Origin of the sequence: Streptomyces abyssalis (assembly GCF_001751365.1) — a bacterium.
Classification (GTDB): Bacteria; Actinomycetota; Actinomycetes; order Streptomycetales; family Streptomycetaceae; genus Streptomyces; species Streptomyces abyssalis.
On the sequence record NZ_LJGT01000041.1, the window covers coordinates 290,652 to 308,292 of the forward strand.

Annotated in this window: 11 protein-coding genes and 1 riboswitch; of the genes, 7 read left to right on the forward strand and 4 right to left on the reverse strand. The window is 72.4% G+C overall.

Translation table 11 applies throughout. The features are described from left to right. The first annotated feature begins 49 nt into the window (after positions 1 to 49). Together AN215_RS22185 and AN215_RS22190 are read left to right on the forward strand one after the other, a co-directional pair. Positions 50 to 1,249 carry a cytochrome P450 family protein gene (locus AN215_RS22185; protein ID WP_070011523.1) on the forward strand — a complete coding sequence of 400 codons (1,200 nt, stop codon included), beginning with the start codon at positions 50 to 52 and terminating at the stop codon, positions 1,247 to 1,249. 79 nt (positions 1,250 to 1,328) lie between these two features. Next, a complete protein-coding gene (locus AN215_RS22190; protein WP_070011522.1) occupies positions 1,329 to 1,682 on the forward strand; it encodes a hypothetical protein in 354 nt (117 codons plus the stop codon). Positions 1,683 to 1,713: 31 nt separating this feature from the next. Here AN215_RS22190 and AN215_RS22195 read toward each other — a convergent pair whose 3' ends face one another. Next, a complete protein-coding gene (locus AN215_RS22195; protein WP_070011521.1) occupies positions 1,714 to 2,796 on the reverse strand; it encodes a C40 family peptidase in 1,083 nt (360 codons plus the stop codon). Between the two features lie 7 nt (positions 2,797 to 2,803). Beyond that, positions 2,804 to 2,985, reverse strand: a riboswitch (cyclic di-AMP (ydaO/yuaA leader). A 233-nt stretch (positions 2,986 to 3,218) separates the two neighbouring features. Between AN215_RS22195 and pcrA the strand changes: the two genes are divergently transcribed. Next, positions 3,219 to 5,795 carry a DNA helicase PcrA gene (pcrA, locus tag AN215_RS22200; RefSeq protein ID WP_070011520.1) on the forward strand — a complete coding sequence of 859 codons (2,577 nt, stop codon included), beginning with the start codon at positions 3,219 to 3,221 and terminating at the stop codon, positions 5,793 to 5,795. A 68-nt stretch (positions 5,796 to 5,863) separates the two neighbouring features. On the opposite strand, the gene AN215_RS22205 is transcribed toward pcrA, so the two are convergent. Continuing rightward, positions 5,864 to 7,576 carry a M23 family metallopeptidase gene (locus AN215_RS22205; protein WP_079123319.1) on the reverse strand — a complete coding sequence of 571 codons (1,713 nt, stop codon included), beginning with the start codon at positions 7,574 to 7,576 and terminating at the stop codon, positions 5,864 to 5,866. Positions 7,577 to 8,268: 692 nt separating this feature from the next. On the opposite strand from AN215_RS22205, the gene icmB reads away from it, so the two are divergent. Further along, positions 8,269 to 8,679, forward strand: coding sequence for a coenzyme B12-dependent isobutyryl CoA mutase small subunit (icmB, locus tag AN215_RS22210; protein WP_070011578.1), 411 nt, complete (start codon positions 8,269 to 8,271; stop codon positions 8,677 to 8,679). Between the two features lie 77 nt (positions 8,680 to 8,756). On the opposite strand, the gene AN215_RS22215 is transcribed toward icmB, so the two are convergent. Next, positions 8,757 to 10,547 (reverse strand): DUF5691 domain-containing protein, encoded by a 1,791-nt coding sequence (locus tag AN215_RS22215; protein WP_070031230.1) that lies wholly within the window; start codon positions 10,545 to 10,547, stop codon positions 8,757 to 8,759. 109 nt (positions 10,548 to 10,656) lie between these two features. Then, positions 10,657 to 12,216 (reverse strand): SWIM zinc finger family protein, encoded by a 1,560-nt coding sequence (locus tag AN215_RS22220; protein ID WP_070011518.1) that lies wholly within the window; start codon positions 12,214 to 12,216, stop codon positions 10,657 to 10,659. Between the two features lie 163 nt (positions 12,217 to 12,379). Between AN215_RS22220 and AN215_RS22225 the strand changes: the two genes are divergently transcribed. From AN215_RS22225 to AN215_RS22235, 3 genes are read left to right on the forward strand one after another with little or no spacing between them, the layout of a single operon-like run. Then, the gene (locus tag AN215_RS22225; RefSeq protein ID WP_420856177.1) at positions 12,380 to 13,492 is read left to right on the forward strand and encodes an ATP-binding protein; all 1,113 of its coding nucleotides are present in this window, start codon (positions 12,380 to 12,382) and stop codon (positions 13,490 to 13,492) included. After that, entirely contained in the window at positions 13,489 to 16,248 is a 2,760-nt protein-coding gene (locus AN215_RS22230; RefSeq protein ID WP_070031231.1) for a DUF5682 family protein, read from the forward strand. The genes AN215_RS22225 and AN215_RS22230 overlap by 4 nt, the downstream gene beginning before the upstream one ends. Beyond that, a complete protein-coding gene (locus AN215_RS22235) occupies positions 16,245 to 17,465 on the forward strand; it encodes a VWA domain-containing protein (protein WP_079123320.1) in 1,221 nt (406 codons plus the stop codon). Before AN215_RS22230 ends, AN215_RS22235 begins: the two co-directional genes overlap by 4 nt. Positions 17,466 to 17,641 lie beyond the last annotated feature (176 nt).

The window sequence follows — 17,641 nt, forward strand, 5'->3', positions numbered from 1 at the left end:
CGGAGTTACGGCGGTTAGCGTTCCCGGGACCCAAGAGCAGAGGGGACACATGGCGGCCGACGGCATCGTCGAACTGACCCAGGTCAGCCCCGACTTCGTACGCGATCCCTACCCCGTCTACGCCGCACTCCGCGCCGAGGCACCTGTGCACCACGTGCGCGTGCCCGACGGGAGAGAGCTGTGGCTCGTGGTCGGGCACGAGATGTGCCGCAGGGCCTTCACCGACCCACGGCTCAGCCGGGACTGGCAGAACCACGGCGGCATCGGGCAGATCCTCAACCCCGACCTGCCGGCGGTCGGCCACATGCTGACGACGGACCCGCCGGACCACACCCGGCTGCGGCGCCTGGTGGCGGGGTCGTTCACGCCGCGCCGGATCGCCGCGCTCGGACCGCGCGTCCAGCAGATCACCGACGAACTGCTCGACGCGATGCTGGAGAACCACGAGCGGCGTGCGGACCTGATCGCCTCCTTCGCCTTCCCGCTGCCGATGACGGTCATCTGCGAACTGCTCGGCGTACCCGAACTCGACCGTCACACCTTCCGTGGCTGGTCCAACGCGGTCGTCGCGCCCACCAGCGCGGAGGAGGAGGCCCGCGCGTACGAGGAGATGCCGGCCTATCTCGCGCGGCTGATCGGGACGAAGCGGGAAAGCCCCGGCGACGACCTGCTCAGCGCCATGATCCAGGAGGTCGACGACGGCGGCGACCGGCTCACCGGCGACGAACTCATCGGCATGTGCGTGCTGTTGCTCATCGCCGGCCACGAGACCACGGTCAACCTCATCGGCAACGGAATGCGCGCCCTCTTCGCGCACCCGGACCAACTCGCCCGGCTCCGCGCGGACTTCGGGCTGCTGGAGGGTGCCGTCGAGGAGATGCTCCGCTACGACGGCCCCGTCGAGACCTGCACCCAGCGCCTCGCCCTGGAGGACGTGGACCTGGACGGGGTGACCGTGCCCGCCGGCTCGACGGTCCTGATCGCCATGGCCGACGCCGACCGCGACCAGGAGCGCTTCGAGGACCCGCACCGCTTCGACATCGGACGCGACGCCCGCGGCCACATCGCCTTCGGTCACGGCCTGCACTACTGCCTCGGCGCGCCGCTGGCCCGCCTGGAGGGACGGATCGCGATCCGTACGCTGCTGGAGCGCTGCCCGGACATCGCGGCGGACGCGGACGAGTCCTCGCTGCGGTGGCTGACGGGGATGCTGATGCGGGGTGTGAAGGAGCTGCCGGTGCGCTGGTGAGGCGCCACCCGGGCCCCGGTGGGCGGCGCCCCGCCCCGTGACGCAGGCGGTTCCGGTCACAGCGCTAGGCTCCCTGGCCATGGACGTACTCATACATGTCTTCGTCGGCCTTCACATCATCGGCATCGCGGCCCTGCTGGGCGGCTTCTTCTTCCAGATGAAGGCGATGAGTGCGGGAGAGGCCCGCTTCGTGCCGGGCATGCTGCACGGCGCGTTCACCATGCTGGTGACGGGGATGGTCCTCGTCGGCCTCAACCAGGCCGACGGCAGCCCGGTGAACAACGTCAAGATCGGCGTGAAGCTGGCGCTGCTCGTGGTGATTCTCGGGCTGGTGTACGTGAAGAGGGACGAGGAGAAGGTGTCCTCGTCCCTCTTCGGCACCGTCGGCGCGCTGACGGCGGCGAACATCTTCATCGCCGTCCTGTGGACGTGACGGAGGGGACGAACGCCGCGCGGCCGGGCGGTCAGCCCGGGCGAACCGCCGAGTGGAAGGGCATGTTGCCCGTCGACTCGTACCTCACCTCGGCGCCCGGCTTCGGCGCGTGGATCATCTGCCCGTTGCCGACGTAGATGCCGACGTGGCTGATGTCGTCGAAGAAGAAGATCAGGTCACCGGTCTTCATCTCCGACTTGGCGACCTTCGTGCCGATCTTGACCTGATCCCACGTCGTACGGGGGAGGGAGATGCCGGCGGCCTTCCACGCACCCTGCGTGAGGCCGGAGCAGTCGAAGGAACTCGGGCCGGTCGCGCCCCAGACGTAGGGCTTGCCCAGCTGCTTCTTCGCGTACGCGAGAACCTTCTGGGCCTGCGCCGTCTGGGAGCCGCCGCCCTTGCCGGCCTCGTCGCGCGCCTCCTCGGCGCGTTCGGCGGCCTTGCGGGCTTCTTCCTGCTTCTTCTTCTCGATCGCCGCGAGTCGGGCCTTCTCCTCGGCCGTCAGCTTCGACAGCAGCTGGCGGGCCTCGGAGAGCTTGTCCTGCACTTCCCGCTTGTTCTTCTTCAGCGCCTTCTGCGAGGCCTCCAGTGAGGCCAGTTCCTCGGTGGCGCTCTCGCGCTTGGCCTGAGCCGCCTTCTGCTGCTTCTCGAAGTCGGCGACGGCTTCCTTCTGACGGCCGCTCATCCGGTCCAGCATGTGCGACTGCTGGAAGAACTGCTGCGGGTCCTCGGTGAGCAGGAGGGTCGCGGTCTCCGACATGCCGCCGGTGCGGTACTGGGCGGTCGCGTAGTTGCCGAGTTCGCGGCGGGCGTCGTTGAGCTTCGCGGTCCGCTCGGCGGCCTCGTCGAGGGATCTGTCCGCCTTCTTGCGCTGGGCGTCCGTCTTCTCCTCGGCCTCGTTGTACTTCTGGGTCGAGACCTCGGCCTGCTGGTAGAGCTTGTCGACCTTCTTCTTGACCTCGGAGACCGACGGCTTGCCGTCGTCCGGTGCGGCCTGCGCGCTCTGGGAGAGCAGCGAGACGGAGGCGAGTGCGGCTGTGGTGACGCCGATGACTCCGCGCTTCGTCGAGGCGGACTTGAGTATCCGGGTGCGCGGCTTGCGGTGGGACGCCAAGGCCGGCAACTCCTTCCGTGAACCGCCTACCGGGTTAGCTGACGGGTTCGGGCCGTCGGAAGGCTGCCCTACGGGTCGTTCGCGGTGCTTCCGCGGTGCGACTTCCCGATTCACCCCGGGTGCGTACGCCGTTCCTCGCGCGTGCGCGGTGGGTCCCCGGCTCCTGCTGCGGCTCGGCGGATGACCGCCGGGCGGCCGCCGGATTAGGCGGAGGCGGCCCGTGCCGACGCTTTCGCCGGCGATTGGTGCGGACCGCCTGGGACGGCACGGTAGCGAGATGTGCGGCGTCTGTGAAGGCCGTTAGGTGATACGTCCGATATCTGTTCGTTATCCCCGGCGGAAGGTGGCCGTGCGGTGTCGCGGCGGATGTCGGAGCGGGTGTCGGAGCGGGTGTCGGCTCGGCAATCTAGACTTCTCCGACGATGAGCAGCCTCTTCGACGACAGCTTTCTCGCCCACCTCGCACCCGTGCGCGCGCAGGACGACTCCTCCGGACAGGACGGCCCAACTGACCCCGGCGGGCCCGCTGGGAGCACGCCCCCCGGTGCCGCCGGGGGGACTCCCGTCCAGGCCGAAGGCTCCGGGGGAGGGGGCTCGGCCTCGTACCACAGGGGCGGCTCGCCTCGTACGGTCCTCGACGCGGCGGCGCTGCTGGAGGAGATGAACGAGGCGCAGCGGGCGGCCGTCGTGCACACCGGTTCGCCGCTGCTGATCGTCGCGGGTGCCGGCTCGGGCAAGACCCGTGTGCTCACTCACCGCATCGCGTATCTCCTCGCCGCACGCCGTGTGCACCCCGGACAGATCCTCGCCATCACCTTCACCAACAAGGCGGCGGGCGAGATGCGGGAGCGCGTGGAGGAGCTGGTCGGGCCGCGCGCGCAGTCGATGTGGGTGTCCACCTTCCACAGCGCGTGCGTACGCATCCTGCGCCGCGAGAGCAAGAAGCTCGGCTTCACCTCGTCCTTCTCGATCTACGACGCGGCGGACTCCAAGCGGCTGATGGCGCTGGTCTGCCGGGACCTCGACCTGGACCCGAAGCGGTATCCGCCGAAGGCGTTCAGCGCGAAGATCTCCAACTTGAAGAACGAGCTGATCGACGAGGAGGACTTCGCGGGGCAGGCCTCGGACAACTATGAGAAAACTCTCGCCGAGGCGTACACGATGTACCAGGCGCGGCTGCGTGAGGCCAACGCCCTGGACTTCGACGACATCATCATGACGACCGTCCATCTCCTCCAGGCGTTCCCGGATGTCGCCGAGCACTACCGGCGCCGCTTCCGGCACGTCCTCGTCGACGAGTACCAGGACACCAACCACGCCCAGTACATGCTGGTGCGCGAGCTCGTCGGCACCGGCGAGGCGTCGGGCGCCGGGCAGGGACACGAGCCGGAGGAAGACGGCGAAGCGGAAGAAGGCGGCAGCCCGGTCCCGGAGCGCGCCGAGCTGTGTGTCGTAGGCGACGCCGACCAGTCCATCTACGCCTTCCGCGGTGCCACCATCCGCAACATCCTCCAATTCGAGGAGGACTATCCGGACGCCACGACGATCCTCCTCGAACAGAACTACCGCTCCACGCAGACGATCCTGAGCGCCGCCAACGCCGTCATCGAGCGGAACGAGAACCGGCGCCCGAAGAACCTGTGGACGGAGTCCGGTGCCGGCGCCCGCATCACGGGCTACGTCTCGGACACCGAGCACGACGAGGCGCAGTTCGTCGCCGACGAGATCGACCGGCTCACCGACGACGGCGAGGCCAGGGCGGGGGACGTCGCGGTCTTCTACCGCACCAACGCCCAGTCGCGTGTCTTCGAAGAGGTCTTCATCCGCGTCGGGCTGCCGTACAAGGTCGTCGGCGGTGTCCGCTTCTACGAGCGCCGCGAAGTGCGTGACGTACTGGCGTATCTGCGGGTCCTGGCCAATCCGGAGGACTCGGTGCCGCTGCGCCGCATCCTCAACGTGCCCAAGCGCGGCATCGGCGACCGCGCCGAGGCGATGATCGAAGCGCTCGCGCTGCGCGAGAAGATCAGCTTCCCGCAGGCACTCGCCCGCGTCGACGAGGCGTACGGGATGGCCGCCCGCTCGGCCAACGCGGTGCGCCGCTTCAACGTGCTCATGGAGGAGCTGCGGACGGTCGTCGAGTCGGGCGCCGGGCCCGCGACCGTGCTGGAGGCGGTGCTGGAGCAGACGGGCTACCTCGCGGAGCTGCAGTCCTCGACGGACCCGCAGGACGAGACGCGCGTGGAGAACCTGCAGGAACTGGCCGCCGTGGCCCTGGAGTTCGAGCAGGAGCGAGGCGAGGACGAGCCCGGCACGCTCGCCGACTTCCTGGAGCAGGTCGCTCTCGTCGCGGACTCCGACCAGATCCCTGACGAAGAGGCGGGGGAGGAGAGCGGCGTCATCACGCTGATGACGCTGCACACCGCCAAGGGCCTCGAGTTCCCCGTGGTCTTCCTCACGGGCATGGAGGACGGCGTCTTCCCGCACATGCGGGCCCTCGGCCAGACCAAGGAGCTGGAGGAGGAGCGGCGGCTCGCGTACGTGGGCATCACGCGTGCGCGCAAGCGGCTGTATCTGACGCGCTCGGTGCTGCGGAGCGTGTGGGGGCAGCCCTCCTACAACCCGCCGTCCCGCTTCCTGGAGGAGATCCCCGACCACTACGTGGACTGGAAGCGCAGGGGACCGGCTGCCGGAGCCGGCGCCGGCGGCGGTGGCGGAATCGGTTCGGGCCTCGGGGCGTTCACGGCTCCCGGTGGCGCGGGAGCGGGCGCGGGTGGCGGCGCGCAGCGCCGTGGCGGGCCGAGCGGCTTCGCGACACGGCGTACGTCGGACCGTCCCGTCGTCTCGCTGTCGGCCGGGGACAGGGTCACGCACGACAGCTTCGGGCTCGGCACTGTCGTCGCGGTGAAGGGCAGCGGCGACAGTTCGGAGGCGACGATCGACTTCGGCGGGGAGAAGCCCAAGCGGCTGCTGCTGCGGTACGCGCCCGTGCAGAAGCTGTAACCGGCTGCGGCGCGAGGCGGGCAGCGGGTCGCTGTGCCGCCTTCGCGGGTGCAGGGCTGCCGTACGTCCTAGTTCGGCTCCAGGCCCTTGCCGCGCAGCCAGGGGAGCGGGTCGATGGCCTCGCCGCCGCCCGGATGCACCTCGAAGTGCAGGTGCGGGCCTGTGGAGTTGCCCGAGGTGCCGGAGTAGCCGATGGTGTCGCCGGCTTTGACCTGACCGGCGCGGATCTTGGTGCTGCTCAGGTGGCAGTACCAGGTCTCGGTGCCGTCGGGCGCGGTCACCACGGCCATGTTGCCGAAGGACACGTCGTACTTGGTGGTGACGGTGCCGTCGGTGGCCGCCATCACGGGGGTGCCCTCGCTGACGGGGAAGTCGATCCCCGTGTGGACGGACATCCAGTTGAGACCGGCCTGGCCGTAAGTGGCGCTGAGACCGTGCTCCTTGACGGGGAGCGCGAACTTCGGGCGCAGCGCCTCCTTGCGGGCGGCCTCCTTCGCCTTGCGTTTGCGCTCCGCCTCCTGACGGGCCTGCAGGTCGAGGCGTTCCTGCGTACGGCTGGCCCGGTCGGCGAAGTCGTCGGCGTCGGCGGAGAGTCCGGCGAGCTGGGTGTCGAGCTTCTTGTTGGCGGGCTTGACCGGGACGTCGGCGGAGGCCTGCGTCGTCGTGTCATCCTGCGGGGCGGTCGTGACGGACGCCGCCGCCGCGGCTGCCACGCCCATCACGGCGACGGACGGGACCGCGACGGTGAGCAGTGCTGAACGCCTGGGCCTGGGGGAGCGTCGCCGGCCGGGGAGGTTCGCGACCGTGAGGTCCTGCTTCTGGCGGATCCGGGGGACACCCAGGCCGGCCGGGGCGTCGGGGCCGTAGTCGGTCTCGGCGTCGCCGGGAGCGTGCAGGCCGTCGTCGGCGTGTGCGGGGGAGTCCGCGCCGTAGGCGTCGTATTCGTCGTAGCCGTCGTACGTGGCGTGTGAGTCGAATCCGTCGTACGTGTCGAAGGCCGGGAGCGCCGCCGTGGCGTCGGGCGCACCGGCGTGCGCGAACGCGCCTTCGTCGTACGGGAGTTGCTGGTCGAGGGCGGCGTACGTCTCGGTGGCCCCGGGATCGTAGCTGTCCAGGGACTCGTACGCCTCGTGAGCCTCGAAGGTGCCCGCCGCGGCACCGTCATGGCCCTGGGCGGCGGCCGTCTGGTCGTAACCGTAGGCGTTCCAGGTGCCGTTGGCGTCCTGGGAGTCCCACTGACCTCCGGTCTCCCACTGCCCGTTCTCCCACTGGGAGGCGTCCCACTGGGAGGTGTCCCACTGGCCGCCGTTGTCCCAGCCGAAGTCCGCCTGGCCCGGGCCGGTTCCGTCGGCGACGTCGGCGGTGTGCGGGAACCCGGCGTTCGACCAGGCGGCGTCCGTGTCGTACGTGCCGGTGTCGTAACCGACGGTCGCGTAGGTGCCGCTGTCGTAAGCACCCGCGGTGTAACCGGTGTCGTACGTGCCGACGTGGCCTGAGTAGGCGTCGTAGGTGCCGCTCGTCCAGGCGCCGCCGTCGGTCGCCGCGTCCGAGCCGGGCATCGAACCGAAGAGCGGGTCCTGGTCGTAGGAGTCGTAGGCGAAGCCGTGGTGGTCGAAGCTGCCTGTGGAGTAACCGTCGTACGCGGCCTGTTGGCCGTGGCCCTGCTGTGTGTAGATGCCGTGCGCCGGGTGCTCGTACTGTCCGGCGCCGGGGGCCGCGTACGAGAAGCCGGGAGAGGTATCGGCCGGGAATGAGCTTCCCGACGGGTGACCTTCGTTCACCACCAACTTCTCTTTCGCCTCGACAGCAAGGGCGGAGCAGTGCGGTGACTGTACCCGGCGGTACGTGAGGACGACAATCTTCAACAGGTTTTAGGGATCGGAGAAACGGGCATTCGGTCGCCTTTCGGGGTCCTACGAACCCGTATTTGGCCTGGCGTTCGATGAATGTTCGACAACTAGTGGGGGTCGGGTGGGACCGGGAGACGGATGAGGGGCTCCGGTCGCCGCTGTCGATGTGCCCCAACTGCGGTGCGGATTGCGGCTGATGCGAGCGGAAACGTCAAGACGTGTCCATGTGCGGCTGGGATGGGGCGTTTTGGCCGGAACGCGGTACGGGGACCGATCCGATTCCTGCCGGAGCGGGAGCCGTGGGTGGGAGGTCGGAGCCGGAGCCGGAGCCGGAGGTGTGGGGCGGGGGCCGGAGCCCGGGGGTGTGGGCCGGAGCCGGGGAACCGGGGTGCGGGGACGGCCGGGAAGGAACGGGCGCTGCCCCGGGGCGTCGCCGCCGTGTGATTTCGCCCTCCCTTCACGAGCGGAAGCGCCCGGGTGCGGGATGCTGGGGATAACGTTCGTTCACTCCGGCAGCCGCGGACGGCCTTCGCGGATGACGAAGGGCCGTCGTGGAACCAGCCCGAAGTGGGGGCACCTCCCACGCCGCCAGGCGTGAGGGGACCGTCGAGATGGAGGCAGTGATGAGTGTGTCGGGTCCGATCCGCGTGGTGGTCGCCAAGCCGGGGCTCGACGGTCATGACCGCGGGGCCAAGGTCATCGCGAGGGCGCTGCGTGACGCGGGCATGGAGGTCATCTACACCGGGCTGCACCAGACGCCGGAGCAGATCGTGGACACCGCGATCCAGGAGGACGCCGAGGCGATCGGCCTGTCCATCCTCTCCGGCGCCCACAACACGCTCTTCGCGAAGGTGCTTGAGCTGCTGCGTGAGCGGGACGCGGAGGACATCAAGGTCTTCGGCGGAGGCATCATCCCCGAGGACGACATCGCCCCTCTGAAGGCGAGCGGTGTGGCCGAGATCTTCACCCCGGGTGCGACGACGAACGAGGTCGTCGAATGGATCAGGGCCAACGTCGGACGCCTGGCTGCCTGACCCCACCGTCACCGCTGTCGGCCGGCCGCTGCCCGCCGTTCGCGTCGGCTTCCTCGTCGCTCCGCCGTGCCCGCCCTCTACTCCCGCTGCTCCCGGACCGCGTCTTCTGCGTCTCCTGCTTCCCCCGCGGGTTCCGTGGTTTCAGCAGGTTCCGCTCCGCGCAGTTCGGCGTGCATCGTCGCGCGCAGTCGCAGAGTCGCCACGAGGCGCTGGAACGACTCCGCCCAGTAGGCCCCCGCACCGGGCGAACCTCCTTCCGGCTCGTCCGGCACCGCCGCCAGCGGCTCCAGCCGCGCGGCGTCGCAGGGCGGGAGGCAGCGCTCGGCCAGGCCCAGGACACCGCTGAAGCTCCACGGATAGCTGCCGGCGTCCCGCGCGATCTCCAGGGCGTCCACAACGGCCCTGCCCAGCGGCTCGTCCCACGGCACCTCGCACATTCCGAGCACACGGAAGGCGTCCGACAGGCCGTGTGCCTCGATGAAACCCGCGGCCCACGCGGCGCGTTCCCCCGCTGGAAGCACGGCGACGAGCCTGGCCGCATCCCCTGCCCCCTCCGGGGGCAGCGACGTGGGCTGCCCGATCAGCGCCCGTGCCCACTCCGCGTCGCGCTGCCGCACCGCGGCACGGCACCAGGCTGCGTGCAGATCCTGTTTCCAGTCGTCGGCGACGGGGAGACCCACGATCTCCTGCGGGCTGCGCCCCCCGAACTGGCCGGACCACGCCGACAGCGGCGCCGCCTCCACCAACTGGCCCAGCCACCACGCCCGTTCGCCCCGGCCCGCGGGCGGCCTGGGCACCACGCCGTCGCGCTGCATGCCGGCGTCGCACTCGTGCGGAGCCTCGACCGCTATGCGCGGCGTCGTCGCGAGAGGGTCCTGCGTGACGTACGTACGGGCACGGGCCGCCATGCGGCCGGCGAGCGCGGAACCGGGCAGAGTGCTGAGCAGCTCGGCAGCGGTCGCACGCACCGTGCGGGAGCGGTCGCTGAGCGCCTGTTCGAGAAAGTCCTCGTCGGAGGGGCAGAGGCCTTCGCGCAAGGAGTCGAGGAACATCAGCCTGTCCTCGGCCCGCTCCGTCGCCCAGGTGCCGGCGAGCAGGGCGAGCCCGGCCGCGCGGTCCCGGCGGCGCAGCGAGGAGAGCAGGGCGACGCGCTCCGCGAACAGGCCCTCGTCCCAGAGCCGTCCGGCCTCCCGGAGCCGTCCGGCCTCGGCCTCCGGGACCGCTGTGTGCTCCGGGCCGGCCTCGGCCTCCGGCGAGTCCTGGCCCGGCTGCCCTTCCGTGGCGGGGGCAGAGGCAGGGTGCTGCGCCACGTGCGGCACGGTGTTGCGCAGCGCGAACCTCCACTCCGGATTGAGCCGCGCCAGCCACAGCGCTCGGGGCCCCGCGAACGCCAGCGCCTCCGCGCGGAGGCCGGTGCGGGCACGGGCGGCATCCAGCAGCGCGGGCAGCTGTGCGTCCGGCGCGCGGTACCCGTGCCCGTTGGCCGCGGACAGCCACTGCGGCAGCAGCTCGGTCAGGTCGGGAGCCGTGCTCCGCCGTCCGCCCGCGGTCCCCGTCCCCGTCCCCGTGTCCGCCGCGCGCCCGGCGAGCAGCATCGCCAGCCTTCGCGCGGCCGGGGCGGGCAGCGCGGGCCGCGCATCCAGGGGTGCGGGCTCGGGGCGGGGACCAGCGGACGCGGGCAGCAGACCGGCACGGTGGCGGACGGTTTCCACCGCCGCCGCATCCAGCAGGGCCGCGGGACTGCCGCCCGGTGGCGTGCGGCGCTCGCTGCCGAGCAGGGCGGCCGTGACGAGTTCCCCCCAGGTGGCTCCCGGGAACGCGGCCACGGGGGCCGGGGCCGCGTCGGCCGGGGTGGGTGTGGCGGTCATCGCTCCCCCCTCCACCGGGCGGCTGCCCACCCGGAACGGAGCCGGGCGCGTACCCGGGGCCGCGCGTCTTCTCGCAGCTCTGCCGGTATTCCCGTGCGCAGCGTCGTACTCACAGCGGCACCGCCTCTCCCTCGCTCCACGCCGTGTACGGGGCGAAGCCCCGGTGCCCGCACTCCCCGAAGACGGTCACGGGGCGGCCCCCCGATATCGCCGCGAGCCTCCACAGGGCCGTGGACGAAACGCCGGGCGCGACCGGAAGCGCGAACTCGCCGTCGGCGTCCGCCAGTTGACGAACGCCCTGGCCGCCGCCGGCGCCATCGCCGGGGCCCCCGCCGCGGTCACCACGACGGGTGACTCCGTGGCCCTCGTCGCACGGACCGAGTGCCGGGACGACACCGCTCAGCACCGCGGGCCAGGCGTCCAGCCAGGGGTCGTCACCCAGCGCCTGCCCGTAGGAGACCAGCGCGTCGGTCACCGTGCCCCCCTCGGGTACCGGGCCTGCGACAGCTGCGGCATACGTCTCGCCCAGCGCGGCGCGCAGCGGGCGCGCCCCCGGGTGATAGGCGAGCTCCGCGTCGGTCACCGAGCCCACGGGGAGGGTCTGTGCGTGCGTGCGGCTCCCCGCCGCGTACGAGAGCAGCATCGCCGGAAGCCCCGTACCGAGGCCGCGGAGCCATATGCGCCGGGCCGTCAGGCGCCCCTCCTCGGTGTCCCGCTGTGCAAGCACCAGCCACTCGTCCCGCACCTTCTCGGAGTCGGAGTCCGCGGACAGCAGCTCCGAGGAGTCCACCGTGAGGCCCGCTCTCGTACGGACCGTCGCGGCGAGCGGCTCCGGCAGGCCGTCCAGCGCGAGGAGGCCCCGGTTCAGCAGATGGAGAAGCGCGCACTCCGACAGCAGCCGCGCGGGCCAGCCTCCGAAGCCCCCCTCGGCCTGCGCGGACGCCTGGCCGGACACCGGGACGGCGCCCAACTCCCGCACGCGTGCGGCCAGACCGGGAGCCTGCGCGTCGACCATCCGGGACGCCGTCTCCTCCCACTGCCCGCCGTCCTGCTCCGCGCCGGCGAGACCGCCGCGCAGCAGATCGCAGAGGCGTTCCTCGAGCTCCGTCGCGCCGGCCGTGACGCGCAGCATTCTCCGCCCGGCGCGGGCCCGGGCGGCCTTCCGGCCGGCTCGGCGTCCGCCGCCCGCGCGCCCGGCCCCCGCCGGGTCCGCGTCCCCGGAGCCTGCCCCGTCCGTCTCACCGGAGGCGGCGGCGCGGACGGCGCGCTCCCGGCGGCCGCTGAGCCACTCGCCGGCCCACTCAGGCGGCTGCCCGCCGGGCTGCGCGGGCTCACCGGCCCAGAGCAGCAGCAGCCCCAGCGCGTGCTTGCACGGGAACTTCCTGCTGGGGCAACTGCACTTGTATCCCGGCCCCTTCGGCCCGGCGAGAGGGCTGCCCGGGCCCTCCGCGCCCCCGGCGGGCCGCTGCCAGTCTCCGCCGAGATCCACCACCGTGCGGTACGGCGTGCGTCCGCTCCCCTCGCACAGACCCCACACGGCACCCGCGCCCGACCCCGCCTCCGACCACGGGCCCGGAGCGGAGAGTTTGCTGCCGGCTCGGCGCGACGCGTCGTCGGGAGCGAGCGCCAGCACCTCTTCCGCCGTCCAGCGGACCCCCTGTCCAGTCATGGTCCCGACCGTACGAGCCGCCACTGACAATCGCCCCGACGACCGTCGCCCACCGTGCGTCACGCAACCCTTCTCCGCAGCTCGGAGCGGGTGGACGAGGTGACTGTCAGTGGTGGGGTGCAGGCTGGTGAGCACGTCGAAGGCCATGTGTGGAGGGGGACTTGTGACCGATTCGTCCGGCGGGTTCGAGGCGGCGCCGTCCGCGCTGCGGCCGCATGCCGAGGACGCCTTCGCCGAGGAGCTGCGCGCGCTGGCCGCCGCGGACGACAGGCCGCGCCCTGCGCGCTGGCGCCTGTCGCCCTGGGCGGTCTGCACGTACCTTCTCGGCGGTGAGCTCCCCGGGGGCACGGTGATCACGCCCAAGTACGTGGGGCCGCGCCGCCTCGTCGAAGTCGCCGTCAGCACGCTGGCGACGGACCGCGCGCTGCTGCTCCTCGGTGTGCCCGGCACGGCCAAGACCTGGGTCTCGGAGCACCTCGCCGCAGCGGTGAGCGGGGATTCGACGCTTCTGGTCCAGGGCACCGCGGGCACCTCGGAGGAGGCGGTGCGCTACGGGTGGAACTACGCCCAGCTCCTCGCCGAGGGTCCGAGCCGCAAGGCCCTGGTGCCCAGCCCGGTGATGCGCGCGATGGCGGAGGGCGGCACGGCGCGGGTCGAGGAGCTGACGCGAATCCCGGCCGACGTGCAGGACAGTCTGATCACCGTGCTGTCGGAGAAGACGCTGCCGCTGCCGGAGCTGGGCGAGGAGGTCCAGGCGGTGCGCGGCTTCAACCTCATCGCCACGGCCAACGACCGGGACCGGGGGGTGAACGAGCTCTCCAGCGCCCTGCGCCGCAGGTTCAACACCGTGGTTCTGCCGCTGCCCGAGTCGGCCGAGGCGGAGGTCGAGATCGTGGCGCGCCGGGTCGACCAGCTCGGCCGCTCCCTCGAACTGCCGTCCGCGGCCGACGGCACGGCGGAGATACGCCGGGTGGTGACGGTCTTCCGCGAGCTTCGCGACGGCGTGACCGCCGACGGGCGTACGAGGATCAAGTCCCCGTCCGGGACGCTCTCCACGGCGGAGGCGATCTCCGTCGTCACCGGCGGCATGGCGCTCGCGGCCCACTTCGGCGACGGCGTGCTGCGGGCGGCCGACGTGGCGGCGGGAGTGCTCGGCGCCGTGGTGCGTGACCCGGCGTCGGACCGCGTGGTGTGGCAGGAGTACCTGGAAGCGGTCGTACGGGAACGGGACGGCTGGAAGGACTTCTACCGCGCCTGCCGTGAGGCCTCCCCGTGACGACCGGTCACGCGGGCACGGCGGTGCCCGGGGCCGAACGGGGTGGCGCACCGCTGCTGTTGGGCGTACGGCACCACGGTCCGGGGTCCGCGCGCGCCGTGCGGGCGGCGCTGGAGGCGAGGCGGCCGCGGGTGCTGCTCGTCGAGGGGCCGCCCGAGGCGGACGGCATCATCGCGCTCGCCGGGGAGGAGACGATGCGCCCGCCGGTGGCGCTTCTGGCCCACGCCGCGGACGAGCCGGGCCGCGCGGTGTTCTGGCCGCTGGCCGGGTTCTCCCCGGAGTGGGTCGCCGTGAGATGGGCGCTGGAACACGGCCTCCCCGTCCGTTTCATGGACCTCCCCGCGGCCCACGCTCTCGCTCTCGGCGACGAGGACGGAGCGGGCGGGAGTGACGAGAACTCGAACGGCGACGGGGGCGGGGCCGCTCTCGGCGACGAGGGCGGGGGAGCGAACGGCGACGAGGACGGCGACGGCGCGGAGGGCGGCGGCCCGCGGAGCACGGACGGGTCGGTGCGCGTCGATCCGCTGGCCGTGCTCGCGGAGACCGCGGGCTACGACGACGCCGAAGAGTGGTGGGAGGACGTGGTGGAGCACCGCGCGGCGCGGGCCGGCTCCGACCCGTACGCACCCTTCGCCGTCCTCGGCGAGGCCATGGCCGCACTGCGCGAGCAGCACGGCACCGGAGGAGGCCGCCGGGAGCACCGGCGCGACCTCATACGCGAGGCGCACATGCGGCTGCGACTGCGCGAGGCGGTCCGGGAGTTCGGAGCGGGCGGCGTGGCGGCCGTCTGCGGAGCGTGGCACGTTCCGGCCCTGGCGGCGCAGGCGAGGGCCACGGACGACAGGCGCCTGCTCAGGGGCCTGCCCAAGCTGAAGACCGAGATCACATGGGTCCCCTGGACGCACCGCCGCCTGGCCCGCCGCAGCGGTTACGGCGCGGGCATCACCTCCCCGGGCTGGTACGGGCACCTCTTCGCCTCGCCCGACCGCGTCGTCGAGCGCTGGATGACCAAGGTGGCCCGCCTGCTGCGCGACGAGGACCACGGCGTCTCGTCGGCGCACGTCATCGAGGCGGTCCGGCTGGCCGATTCGCTCGCGGCCATGCGCGGCAGACCGGTCGCCGGTCTCGCCGAGACGATCGACGCCGTGCGGGCCGTGATGTGCGAAGGCTCCGACGTGCCGCTCGCGCTCGTACGGGACAAGCTCATCGTCGGAGACGTACTGGGGGAGGTGCCGGAAGGGGCACCCGCGGTTCCGCTCCAGCGTGACGTCGAACGGCAGCAGCGCTCTCTCAGGCTCAAACCGGAGGCCTCGGAGCGGGAGCTGGACCTCGACCTGCGCAAGGAGACGGACGCGGCGCGCAGCCGTCTCCTGCACCGGCTGCGCCTGCTGGGCATCGACTGGGCGGTGCCGGCCCGCTCACGCACCGGCAGCACCGGCACGTTCCGGGAGAGCTGGCGGCTGCGCTGGGAGCCGGAGCTGGCGGTCCGTACGGCCGAAGCCGGGGTGTGGGGCACGACCGTGGAGAGCGCGGCCACGGCAAAGGCGGTCTCGCAGGCCGCCGAGGCCACCGTCCTGGCCGAGGTCACGGCCCTCGCCGAACACTGCCTGCTCGCGGAGCTGCCGGGCGCCCTGGGGGTCGTCATGCGGGCGCTGGCCGACCGTGCCGCGCTCGACGCGGACGTCGGCCGGCTCGCCGAGGCCCTTCCGGCACTTGTGCGTTCGGTCAGGTACGGCAATGTGCGCGGCACCGGTTCGGCGGCGCTCACCGACGTCGCGCAGGGGCTGGCCGAGCGCGTATGCGTGGGGCTGCCGCCCGCCTGCTCCGGGCTGGACGCCGACGGTGCGGAGCGGATGCGCGGCCACATCGACGCGGTGCACCGCTCGATGGCCCTTCTGGCCCAGGCGGGGGCGGAGCGTCCGCCCGCGACGGCCGAGGCGTCTCCGCCGGAATCGCAGGACGCGGCGGACGCGGCGCACGGAGTGGACGCGCCGGCGGCGGGCGCCAACGATGCCCGGGGCGACGGCGCCGGGAGCGACATACGGACGCGCTGGCGCTCAGCGCTGCGCAGGCTCGCCACGCGCGACCGGATTCCGGGTCTCATCCGTGGCCGCTGCGTCCGGCTGCTGCTGGACGAGGGCCGGCTGACCCACAAGGAAGCCGCCCGGCTGATGGGCCTGGCGCTCTCGCCGGGCACGGCACCGCCGGAGGCGGCGGCATGGATCGAGGGCTTCCTTGGGGGCGGCGGAATGCTGCTCGTGCACGACGAGCGGCTGCTCGCGCTCGTCGACGGCTGGCTGTCGTCGGTGCCGGAGGACGCCTTCAAGGACGTACTGCCGTTGCTGCGCCGCACGTTCGCCGAGTTCGAGCCGGGTGTGCGGCGCACGGTCGGCGAACTGGTGCGGCGTGGCGGCCTGTCCGCCGCGACGGCCACCGGGGGAGCGTTCGACGGGCCTGGGGGCGTGGGCGGTCAGGCGGCGCAGCTCCGGCCGGTACGGCCCGGCTTCGGCCACGGACTCGACGCGGCCCGCGCGGCGGCCGTTCTGCCGACGCTGCGCCTGCTGATGCCGGAGTTGGTCACGGAGGCGGGGCCGGAGCCGGGCACAGCCGGCGGTCAGCCGCCCCCGGCCCCGCCGCCGCACCCGGCGGACGGCGCTCACCGGCCGGAGCGTACGGACCAGAAGGGCCACGCGGACCGCGAACCCGGGGCGACGGACCGCGAATCCGAGACAGACGACGAGGAGGCGCCCGTATGACGGGGAACCTCGGCAGCCCCAGCCCCAGCCCCAGCCCCAGCCCCAGCCCCAGCCCCGCCCCGGCGGCCGAACGGCTCCGCCGCTGGCGCCTGGTGCTCGGCGGCGCGGACGCTTCCGACGAGGGCACCGGATACGAGCTGGGCGGCACGGACGCGGCCATGGACCGTACGCTCCAGGCGCTCTACGGCAGCGGCCCCCCGGACGCCCGGGCGAACGGGCGGGGGCGCGAGCGCGGTGGCGGCCTCGGCGGCTCCGCTCCCCAAGTGGCCCGCTGGCTCGGCGACATCAGGACGTACTTCCCCAGCTCCGTCGTGCAGGTGATGCAGCGCGACGCCATCGAGCGCCTCGACCTCTCCGCGCTGATGCTGGAGCCGGAGACGCTGGAGGCGGTGGAGCCGGACGTGCACCTGGTCGGCACGCTCCTCTCGCTGAAGGAAGCCATGCCGGAGACCAGCAAGGAGACCGCACGGGCTGTGGTGCGCAAGGTCGTCGCGGAGCTGGACAGGAAGCTCGCCGCCCGCACCCGCTCCACCCTCACCGGTGCGCTGGACCGCTCCGCGAAGGTGCACCGTCCCCGCCACCGCGACATCGACTGGGGCCGCACGATCCGCGCCAACCTCAAGAACTATCTGCCCGAACACAGGACCGTCGTCCCGGAACGTCTCATCGGCTACGGGCGCGCGTCGCACGGTGTGAAGAAGGACGTCATCCTCTGCGTCGACCAGTCGGGCTCCATGGCCGCGTCCGTCGTGCACGCGTCGGTCTTCGGAGCTGTGCTCGCCTCGATGCGTTCGCTGAACACGCGCCTCGTCGTGTTCGACACCAGCGTCGTCGACCTCACCGACGAGCTCGACGACCCGGTGGATGTGCTCTTCGGTGCACAGCTCGGCGGCGGTACCGACATCAACAGGGCGCTGGCGTACTGCCAGTCGCAGATCAGCCGCCCCGCCGAGACCGTCGTAGTCCTCGTCAGCGACCTCTACGAGGGCGGCATACGCGACGAGATGCTGGGGCGGGTCGCGCAGATGAAGGCGGCGGGGGTGCAGTTCGTCGCGCTGCTGGCGCTGTCGGACGAGGGCGCGCCCGCGTATGACCGTTCCCATGCGGGCGCGCTCGCCGCCCTCGGAGTCCCCGCTTTCGCCTGCACGCCCGACCACTTCCCGGAGGTGATGGCGGCGGCCGTCGAGAAGCGGCCGCTCCCGGTCCCGGACGGGTGAGGCGAGCGACCGACGAGTTGGGCGAGCGCCGGCGACTGAGGCGAAGGCCGACGAGTGCGGCGAGGGCCCGCGCGGCCGCATCCCGTCCGGGACGGAGCGCTGTGACCAGAAGGTGAACAAGTTGTAAGGGCAGTTGCGCCGGTGACCGGCCACCGTGCAAGGATCTCCGTTGTCCG

What these genes read in the sequence shown, in the direction of transcription:
- AN215_RS22185 (WP_070011523.1), top strand. Translation starts at nt 50, where the DNA reads ATGGCGGCCGACGGCATCGTCGAACTGACCCAGGTCAGCCCCGACTTC.
- AN215_RS22190 (WP_070011522.1), top strand. Translation starts at nt 1,329, where the DNA reads ATGGACGTACTCATACATGTCTTCGTCGGCCTTCACATCATCGGCATC.
- pcrA (WP_070011520.1), top strand. Translation starts at nt 3,219, where the DNA reads ATGAGCAGCCTCTTCGACGACAGCTTTCTCGCCCACCTCGCACCCGTG.
- icmB (WP_070011578.1), top strand. Translation starts at nt 8,269, where the DNA reads ATGAGTGTGTCGGGTCCGATCCGCGTGGTGGTCGCCAAGCCGGGGCTC.
- AN215_RS22215 (WP_070031230.1), bottom strand. Translation starts at nt 10,547, where the DNA reads ATGACCGCCACACCCACCCCGGCCGACGCGGCCCCGGCCCCCGTGGCC.
- AN215_RS22220 (WP_070011518.1), bottom strand. Translation starts at nt 12,216, where the DNA reads ATGACTGGACAGGGGGTCCGCTGGACGGCGGAAGAGGTGCTGGCGCTC.
- AN215_RS22235 (WP_079123320.1), top strand. Translation starts at nt 16,245, where the DNA reads ATGACGGGGAACCTCGGCAGCCCCAGCCCCAGCCCCAGCCCCAGCCCC.